This window comes from Halomonas salsilacus (assembly GCF_051216275.1).
In the GTDB taxonomy this organism is placed as follows: Bacteria; Pseudomonadota; Gammaproteobacteria; order Pseudomonadales; family Halomonadaceae; genus Halomonas.
Genome location: NZ_JBPKAQ010000016.1, coordinates 1 through 24717, shown reverse-complemented (window position 1 = coordinate 24717; position 24717 = coordinate 1). Strand labels below are relative to the sequence as shown.

Annotated in this window: 20 protein-coding genes; 6 read left to right on the top strand and 14 right to left on the bottom strand. The window is 65.2% G+C overall.

Going from position 1 to position 24717, the window contains the following annotated elements:
- Positions 1 to 518 precede the first annotated feature (518 nt).
- From ACR80S_RS16885 to ACR80S_RS16855, 7 genes are all read right to left on the bottom strand, one after another.
- Positions 519 to 4079 carry an Eco57I restriction-modification methylase domain-containing protein gene (locus ACR80S_RS16885; RefSeq protein WP_435403868.1) on the bottom strand — a complete coding sequence of 1187 codons (3561 nt, stop codon included), beginning with the start codon at positions 4077 to 4079 and terminating at the stop codon, positions 519 to 521.
- Between the two features lie 32 nt (positions 4080 to 4111).
- On the bottom strand, positions 4112 to 7042 hold the full coding sequence (locus ACR80S_RS16880) for a DEAD/DEAH box helicase (protein ID WP_435403867.1): 2931 nt from the start codon (positions 7040 to 7042) through the stop codon (positions 4112 to 4114).
- Positions 7043 to 7268: 226 nt separating this feature from the next.
- On the bottom strand, positions 7269 to 8216 hold the full coding sequence (locus tag ACR80S_RS16875) for a metallophosphoesterase (protein WP_435403866.1): 948 nt from the start codon (positions 8214 to 8216) through the stop codon (positions 7269 to 7271).
- Positions 8217 to 8302: 86 nt separating this feature from the next.
- The gene (locus tag ACR80S_RS16870) at positions 8303 to 9412 is read right to left on the bottom strand and encodes an ADP-ribosylglycohydrolase family protein (protein WP_435403865.1); all 1110 of its coding nucleotides are present in this window, start codon (positions 9410 to 9412) and stop codon (positions 8303 to 8305) included.
- 64 nt (positions 9413 to 9476) lie between these two features.
- The gene (locus ACR80S_RS16865; protein WP_435403864.1) at positions 9477 to 9776 is read right to left on the bottom strand and encodes a hypothetical protein; all 300 of its coding nucleotides are present in this window, start codon (positions 9774 to 9776) and stop codon (positions 9477 to 9479) included.
- A 95-nt stretch (positions 9777 to 9871) separates the two neighbouring features.
- Positions 9872 to 10135, bottom strand: coding sequence for a hypothetical protein (locus tag ACR80S_RS16860; RefSeq protein ID WP_435403863.1), 264 nt, complete (start codon positions 10133 to 10135; stop codon positions 9872 to 9874).
- A complete protein-coding gene (locus ACR80S_RS16855; RefSeq protein WP_435403862.1) occupies positions 10132 to 10395 on the bottom strand; it encodes a hypothetical protein in 264 nt (87 codons plus the stop codon). The genes ACR80S_RS16860 and ACR80S_RS16855 overlap by 4 nt, the downstream gene beginning before the upstream one ends.
- Before the next feature lie 205 nt (positions 10396 to 10600).
- Between ACR80S_RS16855 and ACR80S_RS16850 the strand changes: the two genes are divergently transcribed.
- Together ACR80S_RS16850 and ACR80S_RS16845 are read left to right on the top strand one after the other, a co-directional pair.
- On the top strand, positions 10601 to 11299 hold the full coding sequence (locus tag ACR80S_RS16850) for a DUF2201 family putative metallopeptidase (RefSeq protein WP_435403861.1): 699 nt from the start codon (positions 10601 to 10603) through the stop codon (positions 11297 to 11299).
- Between the two features lie 65 nt (positions 11300 to 11364).
- Positions 11365 to 12381: a helix-turn-helix transcriptional regulator gene (locus ACR80S_RS16845; RefSeq protein WP_435403860.1), complete on the top strand. Its 1017-nt coding sequence runs from the start codon at positions 11365 to 11367 to the stop codon at positions 12379 to 12381.
- Positions 12382 to 12504: 123 nt separating this feature from the next.
- Here ACR80S_RS16845 and ACR80S_RS16840 read toward each other — a convergent pair whose 3' ends face one another.
- From ACR80S_RS16840 to rpoE, 4 genes are all read right to left on the bottom strand, one after another.
- Positions 12505 to 13926 (bottom strand): DegQ family serine endoprotease, encoded by a 1422-nt coding sequence (locus tag ACR80S_RS16840; protein WP_435403859.1) that lies wholly within the window; start codon positions 13924 to 13926, stop codon positions 12505 to 12507.
- 92 nt (positions 13927 to 14018) lie between these two features.
- On the bottom strand, positions 14019 to 14987 hold the full coding sequence (locus ACR80S_RS16835) for a MucB/RseB C-terminal domain-containing protein (RefSeq protein WP_435399205.1): 969 nt from the start codon (positions 14985 to 14987) through the stop codon (positions 14019 to 14021).
- A 16-nt stretch (positions 14988 to 15003) separates the two neighbouring features.
- On the bottom strand, positions 15004 to 15711 hold the full coding sequence (locus ACR80S_RS16830; RefSeq protein WP_435399206.1) for a sigma-E factor negative regulatory protein: 708 nt from the start codon (positions 15709 to 15711) through the stop codon (positions 15004 to 15006).
- 195 nt (positions 15712 to 15906) lie between these two features.
- Positions 15907 to 16512 (bottom strand): RNA polymerase sigma factor RpoE, encoded by a 606-nt coding sequence (gene rpoE / locus ACR80S_RS16825; RefSeq protein WP_435399207.1) that lies wholly within the window; start codon positions 16510 to 16512, stop codon positions 15907 to 15909.
- 340 nt (positions 16513 to 16852) lie between these two features.
- Here rpoE and ACR80S_RS16820 point away from each other — a divergent pair, with 340 nt between their 5' ends.
- Positions 16853 to 17932 (top strand): 3-deoxy-7-phosphoheptulonate synthase, encoded by a 1080-nt coding sequence (locus tag ACR80S_RS16820; protein ID WP_435399208.1) that lies wholly within the window; start codon positions 16853 to 16855, stop codon positions 17930 to 17932.
- Between the two features lie 106 nt (positions 17933 to 18038).
- Here the strand turns inward: ACR80S_RS16820 and dinG are convergent, their stop codons facing one another.
- Together dinG and rhlB are read right to left on the bottom strand one after the other, a co-directional pair.
- A complete protein-coding gene (dinG, locus tag ACR80S_RS16815; RefSeq protein WP_435403858.1) occupies positions 18039 to 20180 on the bottom strand; it encodes an ATP-dependent DNA helicase DinG in 2142 nt (713 codons plus the stop codon).
- A gap of 4 nt (positions 20181 to 20184) precedes the next feature.
- A complete protein-coding gene (gene rhlB, locus ACR80S_RS16810; protein ID WP_435399210.1) occupies positions 20185 to 21462 on the bottom strand; it encodes an ATP-dependent RNA helicase RhlB in 1278 nt (425 codons plus the stop codon).
- 152 nt (positions 21463 to 21614) lie between these two features.
- Between rhlB and ACR80S_RS16805 the strand changes: the two genes are divergently transcribed.
- The 3 genes from ACR80S_RS16805 (at position 21615) to ACR80S_RS16795 (ending at position 24061) form a co-directional block, all read left to right on the top strand.
- Positions 21615 to 21929 (top strand): hypothetical protein, encoded by a 315-nt coding sequence (locus ACR80S_RS16805; protein WP_435403857.1) that lies wholly within the window; start codon positions 21615 to 21617, stop codon positions 21927 to 21929.
- Positions 21929 to 22756 carry an exodeoxyribonuclease III gene (gene xthA / locus ACR80S_RS16800; protein WP_435399212.1) on the top strand — a complete coding sequence of 276 codons (828 nt, stop codon included), beginning with the start codon at positions 21929 to 21931 and terminating at the stop codon, positions 22754 to 22756. Before ACR80S_RS16805 ends, xthA begins: the two co-directional genes overlap by 1 nt.
- Before the next feature lie 90 nt (positions 22757 to 22846).
- Complete coding sequence (locus ACR80S_RS16795) at positions 22847 to 24061, top strand: iron-containing alcohol dehydrogenase (protein ID WP_435399213.1); 1215 nt, start codon at positions 22847 to 22849, stop codon at positions 24059 to 24061.
- A gap of 176 nt (positions 24062 to 24237) precedes the next feature.
- Here the strand turns inward: ACR80S_RS16795 and ACR80S_RS16790 are convergent.
- On the bottom strand, positions 24238 to 24717 hold a 480-nt coding region (locus tag ACR80S_RS16790; protein WP_435403207.1), incomplete at its 5' end, for an FAD-binding protein.

The window sequence follows — 24717 nt, the reverse complement described above, 5'->3', positions numbered from 1 at the left end:
GGTAGGTGGCAGGCTCGCAGGCAGGTACGTAGTTGGTGCGCGGCAGGTAGTCATCCGGCAGTGTTTGCAGGTCGAGTTTGTCGTAGGCCTTGTTGGTGTCGCAAACCGCACGCGGGGTGTTGTAGAACGGGTTGCCGACGAAGAAATGGGGACCGGAGAGCACCCACTGCTCCGGGCCTTCCGGAAACTGGGTATCCCGCTTGATGGTACCGTCGCGCTGGGCGTAGGTTTCGTCAAACATCACCGTAGAGAAATACTGCCCTTTCAAGTCGCCTAGCCGCCGGGGCTGGGCGGCGAATTTCTCCAGTACGTTGGTGAGCTGCCGGGCGTGCAGGGCCGGCAGGCGGGCTTCCAGGGCATCGGTGCCGGCTTCGTCATAGAGCTGGGCGAATAGCGCCAGTTCATGCTGGCCGATTTCGATAATGCGGTCGCGGTGGCCATCGAAGTTCCATTTCACCTTCACCCGCCCATCCGGCAGCTCCATTTCCTCCTTGATGCCTGGCACCTGGCCATTGCCATCATGGGCAAACGACATATCGATGGTGCCGGGTATAAACAGGTTCGAGACGTGCTTGAACCCGGGGGTTTTGCACGGGCCGTGGACATTGATGCTGAAGAGCGTCTGGTTGTGCACCTCGGCGAACAGCTTGGTCTCGTTGATGAACTGGAAGTGCGCGCAGCCTCGGATAAAGCTCACTCCGGAACCCTCCCCCCTTGGGATCGTCGTAGATCCCTTCAGGATGCAGAAAGCCACTAACACCGTGGCTGTTCACATTAGCCCAGGCCCGGGGCAGGAAGCACTTATAGAGGTTGGTCTGCACGCCCTTGAGCTGCGGGTAGTTCTGTGTGGCGTTGAGGAAGGCTTGTGAACCTTCCGCTTCCGCCAGTTCGGCAAACCAGGCGTTTTCCAGTTCCGGGCTACGTTCGAAGGCGATTTCACGCTCCTGCACCAAGCGCGTTGCGCTGAGGTTATGCAGCACAAAGCGCGGGTTGTGGTCACCCAGTACGCCGCCTTCCTGCCACTCCACCTTGCGCCAGGGCGGGTTGCCCAAGGTGATATCGAAACCGCCCCGCTGGGCGAAGAGGTCGGCGAAGGCCAGCTCCCAGTGGAAGAAGCGAAAGTGTTCGCCGAGCTGGTTGGCGATGGCCAGGGTATTGAAGAACGGATTCCTGAACAGCTTTTCCAGGTTGAGCTCGCCGCGCTGGTTGCTGACGTCCCGGGCGGCTTTTGTTTCGGGCCTGGTTTCGGCACGTAAGGTTTGCTGGGGGTCATCGGCGGCGAAGAGGTCTTCCACGGGCTTGGCAAAGTCATCGCCCTGCCCCGCGCTTGCGTCATCGGCGCCGGCCTCCAGCAGGCTCTCCTGCTCCGGGGCAAAATCGAAGGTGCCGGCGCTGTTGAGGATGGTGTTGAGGTCGAACAGCCACTTCTGACGGTCGGGCAGCTGGTCGACGTTATCCAGCGGCCAGAACCAGAGGGCACACCAGTAGTCCATGGCCAGCTTCAGGCGGCGATAGGGTGAGGCGATGCGGGCGTTGGTGTTGAAGATGCCGCCGGTGCGTATGTCGTCCTTTTCGCGGGTGCTGGTGTGGTATTCGTCGCCGCCCTGCTGGCCCCAGAGTCCGTAGCTGTCGGTGGTGCGCTTGCGGTCCTGGGCGAGCATCTGGGTGTGTTCGCGCCACAGGCGGTCGACGGCGTCGCTGAGCAGTTGCAGGGTCTTGATTTCGCTGTCGTCTAGCGGGGCGCAGAAGGCCTTTTTCCAGTCCTTGATCTTTCTGAAAGCGCCTGGCCGCAGCTGCTTGGCGACCTTGTCGCTGTAGCCGACCATGCCGGGGTCGGGGAGCAGGAAGTGGTAGATCTCATTGGGACGACGACCCGCGCTGGCGCCCTCCTCCCCTCGCCCGGACATCTGGGCGCCTGCCGGTTGGCTCAGCAGTGTCTCAGGTGGCAGGCGGCGCGGGGCCTGGTTGAACCAGTAGCCCTCCTTGGCTTGTTTCTTGAGCGCCCGTACCGGATAGACCTCGCGGCGGGCGCCGATCAGGCTGTTGCCGGTGAACAGCTGGTAGCCGAACCAGGGCACGTTGTGGCCGCCGCTCAAGGCGTTGAGCCACAGCGAGACCTCGGCCAGTTCCACGGCGATGGGGTTGAGGTCGACGCCATAGACGTTGTGGTCGGCCATGTGCATCTTTACCCGCTGGAGTTCGCGCTGGTAATCCTCATGAGGGATGCGCTCGGCCTGCTCCTGCTGCTTGCGGGTCAGGTAGGCTTCGGCGAGCTGGTTGACGGCCTCGTTCAGGAACGCCGCGCTGCCCATGGCGGGCTCGCACACCGTCAGCGTCAGGATCTCGTCTGCGGTGACCTCGTCGGTCAGGCGCTCCTTCAAGGTGTACTTCACCAGGCTCTTGGTGAGCACCTCCAGGGTGTAGTAGCTGGCGGATTTCTCCCGGTCACGCCCCGCCATGCGGTAGATGAACTTGCCTTTGGGGTGCAGGCGCAGGCTGAGCTTGCCATCGATCTTGTCGTAGACGCGCTCTTTCTCATCGAACTCGTCCAGCTGGCGTTGGGTAACGAAGTAGCCGGTATCGAGTTCGTCCGGGTTGATGTTCTGGCCCCTGGGGGCGACCTCGTAGAGGTCTTCGGTGGCGAAGAAGCCGCGGTAGCTGAGCAGGGCTTCGTACACGGCGCCGAGCTGGTTGATGCCGAGCTGGGTGTAGCTGACGCGACCCCGGCGCTTCTTTCCTCCGCGCCCAGAGGTGATGGGGCGGGTGAGCGACATGCTCTGGATCACCTGCTGCAGGGTGTCATTGCTGAAGGTGACACGGTTGAGCAGCGGGGTCTTGGCGGGGTCGAACAGGTGGCTGTCCAGGCCCTGCAGGGTGAAGGCGTTGGCGGTGCTTGCGTGCAGCTGGTCGCCCTGGCGGCTGGCCTGGTTGCCGTGATAGATCAGGCCGAACATGCGCTGCAGGCTGTGGTGAAAGTAGTGGCCGCGGCGGCTCTCTTCGGTGGTCAGGCGCACGCTTTCCAGATCGCGCAGGCTATCCAGGCTGTAGCCCTGGCGCCAGGTTTCGTCATTGCTGGGCAGGTAGCCGAGTTCCGGCCGGGCCTCGATGTAGAACAGGAACAGAATGCGGTACATGGTGCGCAGGCATTCCTTGGAGAGCTGGTCGGCATCCAGGGCGTTGTGGCCGCTGTAGATGCCTTCCTTGCGCTCGCGGGCCTGCTCGATGAGCTGTTCGGCGGCCTCGTTGCCCAGCAGCTCGATCGCCTGACGCAGGGCGTATTTCAGATCGTCGGAGACGGCGAAGGCGTGCTTGTGGCTGTTTTCATCCAGGCTGTCCAGCCGACACTGCCCCTCGCTGGGGGCCAGGCTTTCCCGGTGCAGCAGCACGGCGGTGGCCTTGAGGGTCTTGTCGTCGCGGCGGCCAAGGATCTCTTCCCAGTCGAAGCGCAGCATGCGGTTCTGGGACCACTTGTAGCGATCGATCAGGATGCCCTGGCGATCGCTCAACAAGAGGACCCAGCGCGGCGGATTCTCGTTGCAAGGCGTCGACTGCCGGAACACGGCGTCGTTGAGGATGCCGTACCAGCTGGTGTTCTTCAGCTTGTCGTGGTGCGGGCCGGGGCCGAGGAACTGGTTGCTGTGCAGCTCCAGGGAGAGCGGATCTTCCCCTTCGTTATTCGCATCCAGCGCGCCTAACACCCAGAGCTGGTCGCCCAGCGAGCTGAGCACGGGCAGTTCGGTGTTGGGGGCGGCCTCGCGGTTTTCTGGCTGATAGGGGATGCCCAGCACCGCGGTGAGGTCCTTGAAGAAGTCTCGCTGCAGGCGGATGCGCTCGGTGGCGCTGCGCTCGCTCTTGAGCCTGTGGCGCAGGGCGAAGTAGCTCTGGTTGAGGTTGCGCAGGGCGCGGTGGGGGGTGATGTAGTCACTCCCCGCTTGTTTCGCCTGCTCCTCGAGTGCATCCCATTCCTTGATGGTGTCGGCGAAATCGCCCTGGAAGACTTCCGCCAGGTAGTGAGCGCTGAAGAATTCGTTGTCGTTGGTTAGCCCGATGAAGGTGGCGGCGGTGTCCTGAACGGCCATCTGGTTCTGCTCCTTTGCCCTGACCGGGCCTGTCAGTCGTCTTCCCGGGTGAACACGGCGATGGTCTGGATGAACGGGACCGGCTCGATGGTGAGGGTGTCCTGCACCCAGGCGCGGTAGTCATCGAAGACCTTTTCGATGCGGCCCAGCCGCTCTTCCCGGCGGCTGGCCTTGAAGTGTTCGGCCTGGGAGGAGCGATCGAGCTGCCGTTCCAGCTGGTTGACCTGACGCTCCTGGAGGGCCTTGAGCTCGGCCAGCTGCCTGTCCAGCTCCGGCCGGGTGGCGGCGGTAAAGTCGGCCTGGTGCTGCGCCATCTGCCGCTGGGCTGAATCGATCACCGGTTGGCGAAGGGCTTCGAGGGCGCTGATATCCAGCGGCTGAGCGCGATTGGGCAGCTTGCTGCCCAACTGCAGCTGCTTGAGCCACGCCTCGGCGCTCTGAACGTCGGTCACCCGGTTGTTCTGGCAGCGGATGGCGAACCATTGCCAGATCACCGGGTGGGACTTGCGGTTGGGGATCAGCCCGCTGACCAGGAACACGGCTTCGCCCGGTTGCAGGGCGGCATTGACCTGGGGCATGTCCGGCAGCGCCAGCACCGGGGCGCTGTGGCGGGCTACCTGGGCCAGCAGCTTGTCTTCCAGCCACTGGATGGCGGGGTGCTGGGGCCAGAGGTAGTGAAGCTTGGGCCAGGCGTTTTCGTCCTGGCGGCTGCGGCGGATTTCGTCTTCGAAGCGGGCCTTGTCGGCGGTGAGCACCAGGCTGCCGTTTTCCGGGCTGATTTCCGACGGCAGGAAGCGGAAGCGATACTCCAGATCATCCGGTGGCGTCAGGGTGAGGGTTTGCCGCTCGTTGTTGGCGGTAAAGCTCACCTGCTTGCGTTCGCGGTTGATGGCTTCCAGTGCCTGGCGGGCGAAGTCGTAGTCGCTCTCGAAGAGGCTATAGCGCTCCACGGTGGGCGGCTCGCCCTCCTCTTCGTTGCTCAGACCCTGGCTTGACGAGTTGGCCGCCTCGGGGTTGAGGAACAGCGCCAGCAGGTCGTCGCCCTCGTTGCTGTCGTCGGGCTGGTATTTCGCATCGAATTCTTCGGCTCTGGTGCCGGTGGCCATGGCCTCTGCGGTCAGGGCGGCCTCGGCGTCGGCATCGTGCACCTTCATGAAGGTGGCGGGGTCGCCGATGTTCTTGTAGGCCTGTTCGTCTTTCTCTTTCAGAATTTCCAGGATGCGCTGGTCGCCCTTCACCGTGGGATTGTCGCTGCGGTTGATCAGGTAGGTGATGATCGGCTCTTCGGTCTGGCCGTAACGGTCGACCCGGCCGTTGCGCTGCTGGAACACCATCAGCGACCAGGGCAGATCGAAGTGCACCAGCCGGTGCGACAGGTAATGCAGGTTGATGCCTTCGCTGGCCACATCGGAGCACAGCAACACCCGCAGCTTGCTTTCCGGTTTGCCGAAGGCTTCGACGATCTCCTGCTGCTCGATGTCGCTCATGCCGCCGTGCAGGATCTGTACGGCGTCTTCCTTCAGCTTCAGGTCGCCCATCAGCTGGCCTTCGAGCCAGTTGAGGGTTTCGATGCGCTCACTGAAGATGACCAGGCGGTCTTCGGTATTGGTCTTCTTCCAGCCGAAGTCGCTGCTTTTCAGAAGCGTCAGCAGCTCCTGGTATTTACGGAAGTGGGCGGCATCCACATTGCGCAGGGCCAGCAGCAGGGAGTGCAGCGCCTGGATCTCATGGTGTTCGTCGTCGCTGGTCTCATCCTTGTGGCTCAGCTTCTTGATGCGCTGCTCTACCGATACCCGGGCCGCCGCCGGGGAGCTGAAGAGGGACTTCTGCAGGCCGATGCGCACCAGTTGGCCGTTGCGCTCCGCCGAGTGCTCGCCGCGGTAGGTAAAAGGCACATCCAACAGGGCCTGGTAGGCGGCCTCTTCTTCCAGCGAGGCATTCAGGGTGATGTCTTTCACGACCCGTTCCTTGAACTCCTGCTGTACCTGGTCGCGGATGTCCTTCTTGAAGCGGCGAATCACCAGGCCCTTGTCGCGGAAGTCTTCCCTGGCGTAATCGTCTGGGTCGGAGATCGCGGTGGGGTCCAGCATGTTCATCAGGCTGGCGAAACTGCGGGCCTTGCCGTCGTGGGGCGTGGCGGAGAGCATGATCAGCGTATCCGAGCGGCCTGCCAGCAGCTGTGCCAGCTTGGCCCGCTGGGAGCTTGAGCCCCGCTCGGCCACGTTGTGGGCTTCATCGATGACGATGATGTCCCAGTAGGCCTGCTCCAGGTGGCGGCGGTACTCGTTGTCCTGCTTGAGGGTGTCGATGGAGATGATCGACTTGTCGTAGTAGTAGAAGGGATTGTGGTTGCCCGGGATGTTGTTGCGCACCCGCTGCAGGCCGGCGGAATCCAACCGGGTGAGCGGAATGGTGAAGCGGTTCCACATCTCCTTCTGGAACTGGGTCATCATGCTCTTGAGGGTGAGCACCAGAATGCGCTTGCCCCTGCCCCGGCGCATCAGCTCGGTCATCAGAATGCCGGCTTCCAGGGTCTTGCCCAGGCCCACGGCATCGGCAATCAGGATACGCTGGCGGTTCTGCTTGAGCGCCTGCAGCGCCGGGTCCAGCTGGTAGGGCACCGGGTCCATGGCCGCCTTGTGGCCCAGGTGGATGCTCTGGTCGGCTGGGGTGATCTGGCGCAGCTGGGTCTCGATGAACAGGCGGCTCTTCTCGAAGCCGGGGGTCAGGTCCTGCTCGAAGCGGGTTTCGGCGGGGTCCAGCACGCGGATGGCGTCGGCCTCTTCCTCCAGCTGGGTGAGGAAACGGGCGCTCTTGCCACTCACCAACTCCGATAAACCGTCTACGGTCAGGATGTAACCACCATCGTCGCTGGGGTCTGCCCGGCGCACGATCCATTCGCAATCACGAATCAACACCCGCGCCCCGGGGGCGTAACGCGCTTGCATACCCTGCGCCTGCATACCAGCCTCCTGAACCGACTCAAAAACTAGGAAGCGAAAGAGGTTGTGCCGGAGACGTTGGCTGGCAGGTCCGACATCCTATGTCGCTAAGTCCATTTGTTGCCTTGTGGAGTCATTCTATTGGCTTAGGTTATCACTCTCCTCGACTGGCTCACAGTGATGTGAACCCTATCCATTGGACTACCTAACCAGCGCCCTAGGGTTTGGACGGTTATGCCTGCATCACTCACTCATGACGCTCTACCCACATGAACTTTTCGACATCCAGCTCGCGCTCGCCATCCCAGCGGTAGGCGCACAGCTTGGGTGTCTCACCGGGCTCGAAGTCCCGGCCGGCGATGCTGTAGTCGAGGCAGGCGATGTGCGGGGTCAACGGCTCGGGAGTCCCGGAGCGCCAGTAATGCCCGACGAAGAGCGGCTTGTCACCCAAGTAGCCAGGCATCAGGTCCTCGGGGATCGGGTCGTGGGGGATCAGATGGATGGCCTCGGCCGGTACCATGGCCAGGTCACGGTAGGTGATGCCCTCCAGTTCCCACCAGCGGGTACGGATGTTGTGCTGAGGGTTCCCGTCCTTGTCGAGAAACTCGTTGCCGGCCGGCAGGGAGATCTCCAGGCCCTTGATCAGGGTTTCCAGGGCTTCGTAGGCGGGGGTGTCCTTGCGGGTCAGTTCCGGCCAGGCATCCGGCAGGATGCACTGCTGGTCATCAAGGTGTTCATCCAGCGACTCGAGGGACTTCGGGTCCCAGCAGGCGTGCACGACGCGCAGGCCATCGAGATCCAGGTAAAGCGGTAGTGTCTTGAACCAGGCGATGTGCTCACGGTGTAGAGCACTACCCTCCCCCACCTGGTCCAGATAGGCCTGGTGCTGGTGGCGGTTCTTGTCGGTGTGGGCGCGCAGGGGCTCACCGGGTCGCTTGGGATCCTCGCTGGCCCAGGCCACGGCATTGAACTCGTGGTTGCCCATCACCGCCAAGGCCGTGCCGGCCTCCACCATGGCTCGGGCGATTCGCACGGTCTCGGTTTGCTCGGGGCCACGGTCGACGAAGTCGCCGAGAAAGATCACTTGGCGCTCGGGGTGCGACCAGAGACCTTGCGATTCCTGATAGCCGAGAGTTTCGAGCAATTGCTTCAGCGGGGTGGCGTAGCCGTGAATATCGCCGATGAGATCATACATGCAGGCCTCCTATGCCGAATGTTGGAATTGCCGTCTCGATGACCGAGTGCAACACCTGACGTGTTGCTGCCAACAAGCGGTTGCGCTCAGAATCCCGGGTACTTCTCCCACACCCAGTCGTTGTCCTCACCGCCGATCTCGTCGACATCCCACCTGTTGACGGCCAGCAAATCCTGGGCCATCTCGATAATAACTTCGCGCAGTTCCAGCGGTTCCAGCCAGGAGGTTGGAATGGCATTGACCCCGTGCATCACACCCAGGAGGTTGCCGGCGATGGCGCCGGTGGAGTCGGAGTCGCCATCGTGGTTGACGGCCAGCATCACACCGTGTCGGAAGTCCTCAGCAACGAGGGCGCAGTAGACGGCGATGGCCAGTGCTTCCTCGGCGACCCAGCCCTCACCGAGAAAGGTGATGGCCTGTTCGGGGGAGAGGTTTGAATTGGCCAGTTCGATGGCGGTGGAGAGAAACTGCAGGGTTTCCAGATGGTCGTCATGGTTCTGCAGTTCAGCTTTAGCGAGCTCGAGGGCCTTGGGTAGCGTTTCGCCGTGGAGCAGCTGGAGGATCACTTCCGCCAGCACACCGGCCGGCAGGACCCCCGAGGGGTGGCCATGGGTGATGGCAGCCGCGTCGCATGCCAGGTCGAAGGCGCGCCCTTCGGCCTTGATAGGCCAGAGGTACAGGGCTACCGGCGCGACCCGCATCACCCCGCCGCAGCCCTTGCTGTTGTTGATTGCCTTGTCCCCCAGGCTCGGCATCGCTTGCAGCGCCGATAGGCAGGTATTGCCCGGGGCACGACGATGATGCAGATCGCGATGCTGGATCAGCCATCCTGGCGCCTCCTCGAGACTGGCGTCCAGGAGCCGGCGCATCTCTGCGCTTGGCTCTCCCCCCTGTGTCACCAGCCAGCGCAGGTAGGCATGGGCAATGATGGAAGGCGGATGGCACATGCCTCGCATGCTGCCACGCACATCGGCGCGCAACAGCCCCTCGGCGGTGAACAGCGTCATCTGGGTGTCGTCGGTGATCCGCCCGAGTCCCCCGAAGGCAGGCGCGTACTCGCTGATGCCTTGCGGGCCGAAGCGCTCGAGGATCCGTTGGCGGCTCATGAACTCTACCGGCGCGCCCAGGGCATCACCCACGGCGCCCCCCAGCAGACAGCCGGTGAAACGATCTTGCAGGGTGGGGTTGTCAGCCATGGTCTGGCTCCTTGTCAATTCGGGGGCAGCGTGAAGCCTCAGCATGGCACCCCCATGCGACACCTCATGTCGCATCGCCTCCCTCAGCGGCCAGGAAGGACACCGGCTTGCCCTTCAGCGTGATGCTGGCCTGTGAGATCCCAGCGTCCGAGGCGTCGCCTACCACCTCACCGCTCGGCGAGAGTTCCAGCTTGCGATCTTCAGCGTAACAAAACAGGTAGCGTTGGATGCGTCCCCAGAGTGGCACCTCCCCCCCGCTCTCGGCCATGTGCCGTCGCACCGCCTGCTGGGCACGCTGCAGTTGCTCCTCCCAGGGAAGCCGAAAGGTATCCGGCGGCAGCCGCAGTCGGCGTTTCGATTCCATGATGGCCAGGACGAAGATCGCCGTTCCCGGGCGATCTGCGCGCTTGAAACCGGTGTCGACGAACAGCCAGGGTTTGAAGGCATGCCTGGCCTCTATCAGGGATTCTCGATGGCGTCCAGCGCCGGGAGATAGTCGGCCGGCTCCATTGCCAAGGCCTGGCAGAGGGCCTCGCTGAAGGCCCGGCTGGCAAAGTGGAAGTCGTATTCGGGTGTGGCCAGCCCCAGCTGCGGATCGGCGAGCACGCGCGACAGTCGCTCGCGCGCCTTGGGGCCGATGGCGCGATAGCCCATCCGCGTGAGCAGTTCGTCTGCGGGGACCGCGGCGGCGCGTTGCTGCAGGTCGTGTGAGATATCCGTCATGGAGATCCTCCTGTTCGGCGGCCGATATGTTCCAGGGCCTCGATCACCCCCGCCAGGTCGGCTCCCTCGACGAGCTCGTCACCGAACCATTTGCGCAACACCTCGTGCAGCGCGACCTCGGGTGTGTCGCCCTCCTCCAGGCGCCCGGCCAGGTCCTGGGCGATGCGGTCGTATTCGTCGGTGGCATCATTCTCGCGGCAGCAGGTCCCCATCGGGTCGGCATGGAACAGCAGGGCGGAGAGTTCACTGGGTGTCGGCATGGTAGTCCCTTACGGGGCACTGACCTCGGGCAGAGGTCATGTCATACCCCGACGATAAATAGGCCGTGCGACATCCCGCGTCGCATCATGATGTTTCGACCGGACAACCTAATTTAGGTCGAATGGACGCCCGCTGAGTGCGACATGGAATGTCGCTGGTTGATGCCACCCTCTTCCCATAGTCATGACAACACCGGAGATCGTCATGGGCAGCGGGCAAGGGAATTTCCAGGGGTACGGCAAGAAGGTCTGGCATGGTGGTGCTCAGAAAGACGTCGCGCTCGAGGAGGAGCAGCTTGCCCTCTGGCAGGCCGACCGTGACGCATGGGGTCGTGACCAACCCGTCACCGCCTGGCTGGCATCTCACCTGTCGCTGATGCCAGTCTGCGAACCCCGCCTGCCCACCGCGACCACTGATGGCCGATACATTATGTTCAATGCCATCTGGAGTGCCGGGCTCGATGCCGAGACTCGCCAGTTTCTCCAAGCGCACTTGGCCTGGCACTGCGTGGCGGGGCATCTGCGACTATCGCGAGACTGGGAGAAGCGTCGCTGGCACCTGGCCTGCGATCACGAGGTCAATGCGTTGCTGTTGCTACTGGGCATTCCGCTGCCCGATGACGCGGTGCTCTTCCCTGCCTGCATCGGCCAGCCTTTGCCCGCGGTGTATGACTGGCTCGACCATTTTCCCGATCTGGAGAGGGAGATGAGTCTAGACATGACACCGACCAGTTGGGACACGCTGCCGGCAAGTGTCACTGGCGCTGTCGACGACACCCCCCACCCTGCTGACGAAACGCTACTTCGACGCTGGCAAGGAAGAGCCCTGGAGGTCGCAAAGCGGCATCTGGGCACGCCGAACCTTCCTAGCCATGTCGCGGCGTTACTGGTGACGCGACAGTGAATCAAGGATCTGACTTATCGGGTATGGTGAATATAATACCTTCGAACCACCGACAAGGACGTCCCATGGCCGAGATCCGAGAGACCCTCTTCCGCTACCTGACGATGCTGCAACTGATTCCTCGCCACCCTGGACGCATTGCCACGCCAGTGTTGCAGGAGAAGCTCCAAGAGCGCGGCTTCCAGATCGATTCTCGTTCCCTGCAGCGCGACCTTCGCGACAAGATCGCCCTGCACTTCCCGCTGGGCTGTGACGATACCCAGAAACCCTACCGCTGGTACTTCGATCGCGAGTTCCACTGCAACCTGCCGGCGCTGGACGTACCCAGTGCCCTGACACTCGTGCTCGCCGAGGAGTACCTCAAGGGATTGCTGCCCCCCGTGGTGGTGGGCCAGTTGACTCCCCAGTTTACCGACGCGCGTCGGCTGCTCGACGACCTGGAAAGTAATGGACTGAGCCAGTGGGCCAAGCGTGTTCGGGCCATCCCCAACGGCAAGGCGTTACTTCCCGCGCCGCTGGAGGAAAACACCTGGCAGTTAGTGACCCAGGCACTCCTGGAACAGAAAGCGCTGGACGTCCAGTACCTATCGCGCAGCACCGAGCAGGAAAAAGCCTTCACCCTACACCCCCAGGGGCTCGTCAGCCGTCACAGCGTCACCTACCTGCTGGCCACGGTGAATGACTACACCGACATACGTCAGTTCGCTTTGCATCGGGTTGGCGAGCCTCGCATCAGCGACAGGCCCTGGCGGGCAGTCGAGAACTTCGACCTGGATGCCTACATCCGCAGCGGCGCCTTCGGCTACCTGCAGGGCAACGAGGACGTGACGCTGGTCGCCAACGTGCACCCTAAGGTGGCCTGGCTGCTCGACGAGACACCGCTTTCAGCGCAGCAGACCCTCTCGCCACTGCCCGACAGCGACTGGCAACAACTCGTGGTAGAGGTGCCCAACGACCAGCAGACACTGTGGTGGTTGATGGGTATGGGGGCGAACGTGGATGTGCTGGAGCCCCTCGCCTGGCGGCAAGAGATTTTCAACACTGCCCAGGCGATCGTCGCAAGAGACTCAACTCAGGCCTGACCTATCGGTTCTGACAGTCGAGGAAATGAACTTCTCCTCTCGACTGGCGCCTATTACGAGCGATCGAAAAAAACCGGGCCCCTGAACGGGGCCCGGCTTTTATGATGGGATGAAATGGAGTCGCTAGTCGTCAGCGAGCCGCAGGGCCACGAACAGCGAGCGGCCGTCGCGGTAGAGCCGCACCGGCACGGCGCGGTCGGTGGGCAGCTCGCCGGCCAGCTCGACCAGCTGGGTGGGATCACTCACGGCCCGATGGTCGATGCTGACCAGGATATCACCGGGGCGGATACCGGCCGCGGCGGCGGCGCCGTTCGGGTCGACCTCGCGCACCCGCACGCCGCCCTCGATGCCTAGCGCCTCGCGCTCGTCGCGCTCCAGCTCGCCCACCGAGATGCCCAGGCGGGTCTGGCGGCTCTCCTGGGGGCGGCTGGCGGTGGCGCGCTCGGCGTCGGGCCAGTCTCCAACGGTGATACTGAGCTGGCGGCGCTCGCCGTCACGCATTAACACGAGCTCCACCTCGCTGCCCGGCGCGGTACGACCAATCAGGCGCGGCAGGGTGCTGGAGTCGTGCACGAGGCTGCCGTCCACCTCGAGGATGACATCACCGGCCTGCAGCCCATCACGGGCGGCCGGGCCCTCGGGGTCGAGGTCGGCGATCAGCGCCCCACTGGGTCCATCCATGCCGAAGGACTCGGCCAGGTCCCGGGAGACCGGCTGGATCATCACCCCCAGCCATCCGCGGCGCACCTGGCCGTCGTCGCGCAGCTGGTCGGCCACATCCATGGCCACGTTGATGGGAATGGCAAACGACAGACCCATGAAGCCGCCGCTGCGGGTGAATATCTGGGAGTTGATGCCGATCACCTCGCCATCCAGGTTGAACAGCGGCCCGCCGGAGTTGCCCGGGTTGATGGCTACGTCGGTCTGAATGAAGGGCACGTAGGCGTCCCGCGGCAGGGTACGGTCGATGGCGCTGATGATGCCGGCGGTCACCGAGTGATCGAAGCCGAAGGGTGAGCCGATGGCGGCGACCCACTCGCCCACCTTGAGGGTGTCGGAGTCACCCAGCTTAAGGGGTGGAAGGTCCTCGGAATCCACCTTGAGCAATGCCACGTCGGTGCGCTCGTCGCTGCCCACCAGCTCGGCCTGAAGCTCACGGCGATCGCTCAAGCGCACCAGGATCTCGTCGGCGCCATCCACCACGTGGGCGTTGGTCAAGATGTAGCCATCATCACTGATGATGAAGCCGGACCCCAACGACTGGCGCTCCTGGGGCCGACCGGGGGCCTGCCCGCCGGGGGGTTCCGGGAAGCGGTCGCCGAAGAAGTGGCGGAAGATCTCGGGCAGCTCCTGGCCGCCGAAGCCCTGGAGGGGATTCTCGCGACTCTGCACCATGCGGGTGGTGGAGATGTTGACGACGCCCGGCGCGGCCTCTTCAACCAGCACGGTGAAATCGGGCAGCTCCTGGGCCGCTGCCGACTGCCAGGCCAGCAGGATCGCGGCGAGCAGCATCCACAGGGAGAAGGGACGGATCATGCGTTTCATGCAAGGCTCCTGCGATGGGTCGGGACAGATGGATCGGAAGAACAGTTATCGAATTATCGGGTGGCGATGATTGGCGGTCTGACGGGCCGGCATCACGGCGCCTCCCAGACCAGGCTGTCGGCGACCCGCAGCAGCACCCGAGGGGGCAATTCGCCCATGACCACCAGCTGGCGCGGCTGCCCCCCCAGGTCGCGGTGACGCACCGCGGCGTTGGAGACCCCCAATCGATGCAGCCCGGGCGCCAGCAGCTCCACGTCGTCGGCGGGCGCCACGAAGAGACTCAGGGTGGCAAGCCCGTCGCTGTAGAGACGGTGAAGGACGCCCTCACCGTGGCGGGCGCTGCGGGTATCTGCCGGCTGGGCGGTGAAGCCCTCAGGCAGCCAGCCCAGCCGCCAGGGATCCGCCGGCACCTCGCGCTGGCGGTCGAGGCGTATCTCCCCCTGGTGCAGGCGCGGCTGTTCCAGGGTGGTGAGCTGGAGGGTCTCCAGGGGGCGACCGGTCTCGTCGAGAAGCGACTGCTTGAGGGTCAGGCCGGTGGCCTGATCGAGCCACAGGCGATGTCCGAATCGGAAGCTATCCAGGGGGGCAATGTCGAGGCGCAGGGCGCGACGATTGGCGATGCGCTCCTCGCCGCCGAGCTGAAGACGGTAGAGAGCACTGGCACGCTCGGCGATGCCGGCGGGCGAAGGCGGCGCCTCGCCGCCCTCGCCCGACCCGCCCAGGCGGCCGACGCGCCCGCGGCGTTCGAACACCATGGGCGGACCATCGAGATAGCTGGCGACGCCTCGCTCGATGCCGTCATGCACATCGTGGGTGAGGGTCAGGGTGCGCACGCCATCGTAGCCGATACGCACGGCATGGGCATCGTAGCGGTAGCAGTGGCCAGCCCACAGGCTGCGCTCGAGCCACTGCTGTGCGGTAGCTGGCGCAGGGGCCTGGGCCAGGGTTCGACAGTCGAAGTGCTCCTCGCTGGACTCTGGCGAGGCCGCCGGGAGGACGCTGCTGATCAGCAGGCCACCCAGGCAGCTCGCAGCGAGGAGGCACAGACGTGACGCGATCATCAACGCCCCTCTGCGCTCAGCGCTGACCTAGGCTGTTGGCGCCGGAGGCGCGCAGCAAAGGCATCCAGGTATCGCCACTGCGGAAGGCGGCGCCCTCGGCGTGACGGTCCAGGTAAGACTGCAGCAGGCGCGCCTGCTCCTCGTCGGCGAGCAGCGACTGACGCTGACCCGGGGCCATGAACATGGGCGCAGACTCGCCATCGGCGCCAACGGTCATCAGGCCCTGACCAACGCCTTGGGGCAGCTGAAACAGCGGCAGGTCAACCAGCGAGGGACGAGCGGTTGTGCTATCACTGGACGCCAGGCTGGCAGGGGCGGGCTGTGAATAACTGGTGCCCGCCGCCACGCTCGGTTGCTCACCGGCGGAGCCGCCGCCCGGGGTGCCGCCAGAGTAGAACTGCACCCCGGTGATGACCATCAGCGACACCGCGGCAGCGATGCCGGCGCTACGCGCGAAGGGCAGCGTACGGCGCACAGTCGGCGGAGCCGTGTCCATCTGCGGCGGCTGCTCATCCTGCAGGCGCGCCATGATGCCGGCGGAGAGATCGGTGGAAACGTCGACGTCGGGTTCCCGACGCATCAGGCTGCGCATCAGATGGTAGCGGCGCCACGCCTCGGCGGCGTCGGGGGAAGCATCCAGCGTCTTGAGCAGCCGGCGAAGCTCGAGCTCGTCTCCCTCGTTATCCATCAGGGCAGAAAGCGATTCCCGTGCATTCTGACTCATACTCAACACCCCCTAAAGTGGCAAGGCGCTCCGCCCTGCTCCTTCATTTCAGCCTGGAATCGGCATTCCCGGTTGGACCCGGGAATGCCGACGCGATCTCCGCCGCACGGCGGATCGAACACTGCTTCTGACGTCAAAGGCGATCGACAGTTCAGCCAATTGACAAAAACTGTGCAGCCGGCATCGAAGCCCCCTCTACTCCTCTACCGTCTCGCGGTTGCGGGAGGTGGTAACCAGCGGCTGGATGTGCTGGTCCACCGCTTCACGGGCGCGGAAGATCCGAGAGCGTACCGTCCCCACCGGGCACTGCATGATGTTGGCGATATCCTCGTAGGAGAGCCCCTCGAGCTCGCGCAGGGTAATCGCCGTGCGCAAGTCATCGGGCAGATTGTCGATCGCCTCGAACACCGCGGCCTCGAGTTGGTCACGGGCCATGGCCGCCTCCGGCGTCTCGGAATCCGCCAGTCGTCCGCTGTGATCGACAATCTCGGCATCGGCGATATCAAGGTCGCTGCCCGGCGGGCGGCGACCCCTGGAGACCAGATGGTTCTTGGCGGTGTTGATGGCGATGCGGTACATCCAAGTATAGAATGCGCTCTCGGCGCGGAACTTGCCAAGCGCCCGATAGGCCTTGATGAACGCCTCCTGGGCCACGTCCTGAACCTCGGAGTGGTCGTGGACGTAGCGCCCGATCAGCCCGATGATCTTGTGCTGGTACTTCTTCACCAACAGGTCGAAGGCGCGGTTATCGCCCTGCTGGGCGCGCTCGACGAGTTGCTGGTCGGTCTCCCTGACGCCCATTCACGACCTCCCCGAAAGACGACGAGGAAAGCATGACGAGTGCGCCCGGAGAGCGGCGATCATGTTGGAGAATGCGTGCATGGCGTCAACCTGAAGCCCTGGGAGGGCGGCGAAGTGTCCGGAGGCCGTAGCCCAAAGTCGCACAAGTGTTCCCTTTTCCTGGCCATCCATCAACCCGGCGTGCCCGAACGGGTCTCTGGCAAGACAGCCCGCGCTCTGACTCCCCCGAGGCGCCGGGGTTCCAAGATTGATCTCATGCGGCCCCACCGGTGTATAGTAGGAGGAAATACACTCACTCGCCCCAGGGCCATCAGCGCAGACACGACACACAGGTAACCGCATGACAGATCAGCAGGTCAGCAACCTCAACGTCCTCTCCCAGGACGTTCTCATCACTCCCGAAGCCTTGAAGCATGAAATTCCCCTCACCGAGGCGGCGGAGCGCACCGTCATCGAAGGGCGAGAGACCATCCAGCGCATTCTCGACGGCGAGGACCCGCGCCTGCTGATGGTAGTGGGCCCCTGCTCCATTCACGACGTGGACGCCGCCCTCGACTATGCCCGCCGCCTGCGCCGTCTGGCCGATGAGGTAAAGGATAGCCTCTACATCGTGATGCGCGTCTACTTCGAGAAGCCGCGCACCACGGTGGGCTGGAAGGGCCTGATCAACGACCCGCACCTCAATGGCTCCTTCGAGATCGAGGAGGGCCTGCACATCGCCCGTCGCCTGCTGGTGGAACTGGCCGAGATGGGCCTGCCGCTGGCCACCGAGGCACTGGACCCGATTTCCCCGCAGTACATTCAGGACTGCATCAGCTGGTCGGCCATCGGTGCCCGTACCACCGAGTCCCAGACCCACCGCGAGATGTCGTCTGGCCTCTCCTGCCCGGTCGGCTTCAAGAACGGCACCGACGGCAGCCTGGAGGTGGCGGTCAACGCCCTGCAGTCGGTCGCCCACCCCCACAACTTCCTGGGCATCGACACTGCCGGCCGGGTAGCGATCATCCGCACCCGCGGTAACGCCTACGGGCACGTGGTGCTGCGTGGCGGGAACGGCAAGCCCAACTACGACAGCGTCAGCGTGGCGCTGGCCGAACAGGAACTGAAGAAGGCCGGCATCAAGCCCAACATCATGATCGACTGCTCCCACGCCAACTCCAACAAGGACCCGGCCCTGCAGCCGCTGGTGCTGGAGAACGTCACCAACCAGATCCTCGAGGGTAACCGCTCGATCATCGGCCTGATGGTGGAGTCGAATATCGGCTGGGGCGCCCAGAAGGTACCGGCGGACCTGAGCCAGCTGCAGTATGGCGTCTCCATCACCGACGCCTGCATCGACTGGGACGCCACTGACCGGGCCTTCAAGGCGATGGATGAAAAGCTCGCCCCGGAGCTGGCCAAGCGCCGCGAGGCGGCGTGAACGCATCCCGATAGCGCCTCTGAACCTAGCACTGCTGAACCTAGCACCGCTGAACCATCGCGGGCCCGCCAACTGGCGGGCCCGCAGTCGTTTCGAGCGTCCTTGGCTATTCCTGGCGGATGCCGTCGATCTCGCGGACGAAGGGTGGCAAGGCATCGAGCAGGGCCCGGCCGTAACGTCGGGTGAGCACTCGGCGGTCAAGCAAGGTGATGCGGCCGCTGTCGGCCTCCTTGCGGATCAGCCGGCCGCAGGCCTGGACCAGCTTGATGGAGGCGTCCGGCACGCTGATGCGCATGAAGGGGTTGCCGCCGCGGCTCTCGATCCACTCGGCGAGCGTCGCGCCCACCGGGTCGTCGGGCACTGCGAAGGGCAGCCGGGTGATCACCACGTGGGTCAGGTAGTCGCCGGGCAGGTCGATGCCCTCGGCGAAGCTGGCCAGCCCGAAGATGATGCTGCCCTCCCCCGCATCGACCCGGGCCCGGTGGCGGGTGATCAGTTCGCGCTTGGGCAGGCGGTCCTGGGCCAGCACCCGCTCACCCAGGGCCCGGGGCAGCGCCTTCTCCACCGCGCGCAGCTGGGCGCGGGACGAGAAGAGCGCAAGCACCGCCTCCTGCTTGCCCAGTGCCTGGACGAAGTCGACGATGGCACGCTCATGGCCCTCGCGATCGGCGGGGTCGACGGCCTCCCGGGGCACGCTGAGCACCGCACGGGAGTAGTCGAAGGGGCTGGGCAGGCGCTGGTAGCGGTAGCGGTTGGCCAGCCCGGCGCGCTCCTGCAGGCGCTCGAAGCGCCCGAGGGCCGTCAGGGTGGCCGAGGTGACCACGGCACCGAAGGTGGTCCCCCACAGGGTCTTGGCCAGAGTATGGGCCGCCGAGACGGGGCTCGCCGAGAAGGTCAGCTCCGGGTCGACCCCGAAGCGCTCCAGGCTCAGCCAGCGGGCCCGGGGCGGTTCGCCCTCCGGGTCGGTCTCGGCAAAGGCCTGCCACAGGGCGCGGGCCTCCAGGGCCCGCCCATGCAGCAGCGCCAGCAGCGGCAACCAGGCCTCGGCCTGCTCCCGCGGCAGGCCGGTGTGCTTCTCCGGGTCGAGGCTCTCGCGCAGGATGTCGGCCATGCTCTCGAGGGTGCGCGACAGCTCGGCGAAAATCACCAGCAGGGCCCCGGCCAGCTCGCGAAGCGCCTCGGGCGCACGCCCCATCTCGAAGCGGTGCTGACGCGCCTCCTCGCCGTCGGCGAGCCCCTCGGAGCGCCCGGCCAGCTGGTGGCCCAGCGCGAAGGCCTCGCCGAGCTTCGGCTCCAGCGCCTCGATGGCCTGAGGCAACGTGGCCAGCAGCCGCGCCAGAGTCGGCTGCACGGCCAGGGCCTGGTTGAGCTCGGTCAGCGACTTCCTGAGGGTCCGCAGCCAGCCCAGGGCACCGCCCACGGCAAAGCGGTGGGTGAAATGATTGAGCGCCTTGTCGGGAAGGTGGTGGCCCTCGTCGAAGACGTGAATGCAATCGCCCGGGGCGGGCAGCACCACGCCGCCGCCCAGGGAAAGATCGGCCAGCACCAGGTCATGGTTGGCGACGATGATGTCGGCCTGCTCCAGGTCGCGCCGCGCCCGAAAGAAGGCGCAGGCGCCGAAGTGGCCGCAGCGGCGATTGGTGCACTGGCGGTGGTCGACGGTGAGCTTGCGCCAGTGGCCGTCGTCGATGGCCTCGGGCCAGCTGTCGCGGTCGCCCTCCCAGCGACCGTTACCGTAGGCCTCGCCCAGCGACGTGGCCAGGGCCTGGAAGTCGCCGCCGCCGCTGGCGATCTCACGCTCGAAGAGCGACAGGGTGGGGTTATCCTCGACGCCGTCGAGGGCCTGGTCGAGGCGTGCCACGCAGATATAGCGGCCGCGCCCCTTGGCCAGGGCGTAGCTGAAGTCGATGCCGCTGTGAGCCTTGAGCGCGGGGAGATCCTGATGCAGCACCTGCTCCTGCAGAGCCACGGTGGCGGTGGCGATGACCAACCTCTTGCCCCGGGCCTTGGCCACCGGCAACGCGGCCAGCAGATAGGCCAGCGTCTTGCCGGTACCGGTGCCGGCCTCCAACACGCAGACATGCTCATCGCTGATGCGCTTGCCGGCCTCGTCGGCCTCGATGCCCGCCAGGGTGCGGGCGATCTCGGCGATCATCAGTCGCTGACCGTAGCGGGGCGTGAGGTCGAGGCCCTCGAGCACGCGGCGGTAGGCGGCCTGGATCTCGCCCTTCAGGGCCTCGTCGAGCATGGGCTCAGAGCAGGCCTTCCGGGGGATGCTCGCAGGGCAGCTTGTCGCCGATGAAGCGCTCGATCTCGGGCAGTGAGAAGGCGTCCTCCTCACCCACGAAGCTGATCGACACGCCCTTGGCGCCGGCACGGCCGGTGCGGCCGATGCGATGGACGTAGTCCTCCGGATCCTCCGGCAGGGTGTAATTGATCACGTGGCTGACATCCTCGATATGGATGCCGCGACCGGCCACATCGGTGGCCACCAGCACCTGAATCTCGCCCTCGCGGAACTGCTCCAGGGTCGTGATACGCTGGTTCTGGGGGACATCGCCGGAGAGCATGGCGGCGTTGATGCCGGCCTTCCTCAGCAGCTCATCGAGCTTGCGTACCAGGTCGCGGCGGTTGCCGAACACCATCACACGATCGAAGCTCTCCTGCCGGAGCAGGTTTACCAGCAGGCGCTGCTTGTCCTCGTCGCCGACCAGGTAGACGCGCTGGTCGATGTCGACGGCATTCTCCACCGTGACCGCGATGTCGACGTGGGTCGGCTCGTGGGTCCACTGACTGGCCAGGTTGAGGATGTCCTGGGTGAAGGTCGCCGAGAACAGGAAGGTCTGTCGTTCCTCCGTCTTCGGCGTATGGCGGATGATGCGCTTGACGTCGGGGATGAAGCCCATGGAGAGCATGCGGTCGGCTTCATCGAGGACCAGCACTTCGACCTGGGTGAGGTCGACGTCGCGCTTCTGGTGGAAATCGAGCAGCCGGCCCGGAGTGGCCACCAGGATGTCCAGGCGATCGGCCAGGGCCTCGCGCTGGGCCTGGTAGTCCATGCCACCCACCACACTTGCCACCTTGAGATCGGTGAACCGGGCCAGGGCCTTGGCATCCTTCTCGATCTGCAGGGCCAACTCGCGGGTCGGGGCGACGATCAACGCCCGCGGGGCGCCGGGCTTCTGGGCGTTAGGGGCCTCCTCCTCGAGGAAATAGGCGAGGATCGAGATCAGGAAGGCGGCGGTCTTGCCGGTGCCGGTCTGGGCCTTGCCAACCACATCGCCGCCGAGCAGGGTATGGGTCAGCGCCTCGGCCTGGATCGGGGTGCAGTACTCGAAGCCCAGGGCGTGGATGGCGTGCATCAGCGGCAGCGGCAGATCGAAGTCATGGAAGCGCCACTTGCCCGCCACGGCAGGCACCTGAAACTGGCGCAGGTCCCAGCCGGAAGCGTTGCGACGACGCGGTTTGCGACGACGACGCTTGGGCTTGCGATCCTGGGCCGGTGCGTTGATCTGATCCGACTCGCTCATAGGCTGCTGTCTGTCCGTTTGGCTGGTTGAGTACATGACACAAACGCGCATTGTAACAGCCAATGCGACGGAGGGCGCGTCTCGTGAGCGCTTCGCCTGTGGCCGGCGCGGCGGGGCTGGTAGAATACGCGCCAGACCAGAGGAGTTTTTCCATGACCCGTCGCAAGAAGACCCGTTCGCTGGCCGACAAGGTGCAGATCCGCACCGGCCGGCGCAAGGATTACAAGCAGTGGCGCCACGAGAACCCTGACCAGGTGACCTCGTCCACCCGCTATACCCAGAAGAAGCGCCAGCAGCGCAAGATCCAGGCCGCCCGCAAGCTGGCCCGCCAGCAGGCAGGGGAAGGCATCGCCATCCATCCCGAGCAGGCGACAGAGAGCCCGGAGACAGAGAGCCCGGAGACAGAGAGCCCGGAAACAGAAAGCCCCAAGACATCGAGCCCCGACCAAGTGAGTTCGGAGAACTGATGCGCCTGGTCTCGTTCAATATCAACGGTCTTCGCGCGCGCCTCCACCAGCTCGAGGCCCTTGTGGCCGACCAGCGTCCGGCGGTGATCGGGCTTCAGGAGACCAAGGTCCAGGACAGTGAGTTTCCCCGCGAGGCGGTGGAGGCGCTGGGCTACAGGGTGGTCTTCCACGGCCAGAAGGGGCACTACGGCGTCGCACTGATGATCGACGTCGCCCAGTGCGGCGAGCCCGAGGCGGTGCACTTCGGCTTCCCCGACGACGGCGAGGATGCCCAGAAGCGCATGATCGGCGTGGACCTCCACCCCGCGGGCGGCGAGCCGCTGACGGTGTACAACGGCTACTTTCCCCAGGGCGAGAACCTCGAGCATCCGGTGAAGTTTCCCCACAAGCGCGCATTCTACGCCCAACTCAAGCACCTGCTGGAGACCCGGCACCGACCCGACGAGCGCCTGGCGGTGATGGGCGACTTCAATATCTCCCCCGAAGAGATCGATATCGGCATCGGCGAGGCCAACCGCAGGCGCTGGCTGCGCGAGGGCAAGACCAGCTTCCAGCCGGTGGAGCGGGAGTGGCTGACGGGCATCAAGGCCTGGGGGCTGACCGACAGCTACCGGCTGCGCTACCCGGCGGTGGACGACCTCTTCAGCTGGTTCGACTACCGCTCGAAGGGCTTCGACCGGGAACCGAAGCGCGGCCTGCGCATCGACCATATTCTGGTCACCGCGCCGCTGGCCGAGAAGGTAGTCGATGCCGGCATCGACTACGCCCTGCGCGGCATGGAGAGACCCTCCGACCATGCCCCGGTGTGGGCCGACCTCGCCCCCTGAGCCGAGCCATTCGAGGCGGTGTGGCGATTGGCCCTGCCCGGTCGAGCCCCTATAGTGGGTATCCTGCCCGCTACCCCAGGGATCGTTATCATGCCGGACACGCCCCGCCTCGAAGGGATCGGCGCCTTCCGCCTCTCCCCGCTTCCCGAGATCCACTTCGGCTGCCAGACCCTTGAACGCCTACCGGCGCTGATCGTCCGCCACGGCAAGCGCATCCTGCTGGTCACCGGCCGACGCTCCTTCGTCAACTCCCCCCGCTGGCCGCAGCTCCAGGCGGCGCTGGCCGAACAGGGGGTGAGCTGGCAGCACGTCAGCGTCGCCGAAGAACCCTCTCCCCGCCTGGTGGATGAGGTCGTGGCGGCTCACCGCGGGGCGGGGATCGACGTCGTGGTGGCCATCGGCGGCGGCAGCGCCCTGGATGCCGGCAAGGCCATGGCGGGCCTGCTGCACACCGGCACCTCGGTCATGGACCACCTCGAGGGGGTGGGCCGGGGCCTGCCCTACCCCGGGCCCGCCGTGCCGCTGATCGCCGTGCCCACCACGGCGGGGACCGGCAGCGAGGCGACCCGCAACGCCGTGCTCAGCGAGCGCGGGCCGGAGGGCTTCAAGAAGTCGCTCCGTGACGACCGGCTGATGGCCCGGGTCGCCCTGGTCGACCCGGACCTGCTGGCCGGCTGCCCCGCGGACCAACTGGCCGCCAACGGCATGGACGCCTTCACCCAGTTGCTGGAGTCCTATCTGTCCGCCAATTCCAGCCCGCCCACCGATGCGCTGGCCTGGTCCGGCATGCAGGCGTTCTGCCAGGGCTTCTGGACAGCCATAGAGGGCGGCCCCCACGCCGCCGAGGAGGGCTATTCCGGGATCGCCTATGCCTCGCTGATGTCCGGCATCACCCTCGCCCAGGCGGGCCTGGGGGCCGTTCATGGCCTGGCGTCGCCGCTGGGCGCCTTCTTTCCGATCCCCCACGGCGCGGTGTGTGGCACCCTGCTCGCCGAGGCCACCGCGGTGAACATCGCGGCACTGCGCGAACGCGGGGAAGCCCCCGAGGCCCTGACGAAATATGCCAGGGTCGGCCGCCTGCTCGCCGATTCCCCCGACCTGGATGACCGGCAGGCCTGCGACGCCCTGGTGAATACCCTGCGCGACTGGACCCGCCGCCTGGCCATGCCGCGACTGGGGGCGTTCGGCATGCAGGAGAGCGACCTTCCCCGCGTGGTCGCCAATGCGCGGGGCGGCAGCATGAAGACCAACCCCCTGGTGCTCAGCGACGAGGAGCTCTCCGCCCTGCTTGCCAGCCGCCTGTAGGCCGCCCTGCCTCCCGGAAGCCGGGCGGGGCATGCCGTGAGCCCCCCGATGGGGTGTTACCGCCGGCGCGGCTGTGACCACGGCTCCCAATGTCACCCAGGGTTCCGTGCAAAAAAAACCGGCCCCCGTTCGAGGGCCGGCCATGACGTGTTCGACATGTCCGTCGAGGGTACGCCTTACAGCTTCTGCTCGAGTTCCGGCAGGGCCTCGAAGAGATCCGCGACGAGTCCGTAATCGGCGACCTGGAAGATCGGCGCCTCCTCGTCCTTGTTGATCGCCACGATCACCTTGGAGTCCTTCATGCCGGCCAGGTGCTGGATGGCCCCCGAGATACCCACGGCGATGTAGAGCTCCGGCGCGACGATCTTGCCGGTCTGGCCCACCTGCATGTCGTTAGGCACGAAGCCGGCGTCCACCGCGGCTCTTGATGCGCCGATGGCCGCGCCCAGCTTGTCGGCGATGCCGTCGAGTAGCGTGAAATTCTCGCCGTTGCCCATGCCGCGGCCGCCGGAGATCACCACTTTGGCCGCCCCCAGCTCGGGGCGGTCAGACTTGGCGAGCTCCTCGTTGAGGAAGGTGGACTGGGCGTTGTCGGCGACGAAGTCCACCGCCTCGATGGCAGCGGAGCCACCACTCTCTGTTTCAACTTCAGCAAC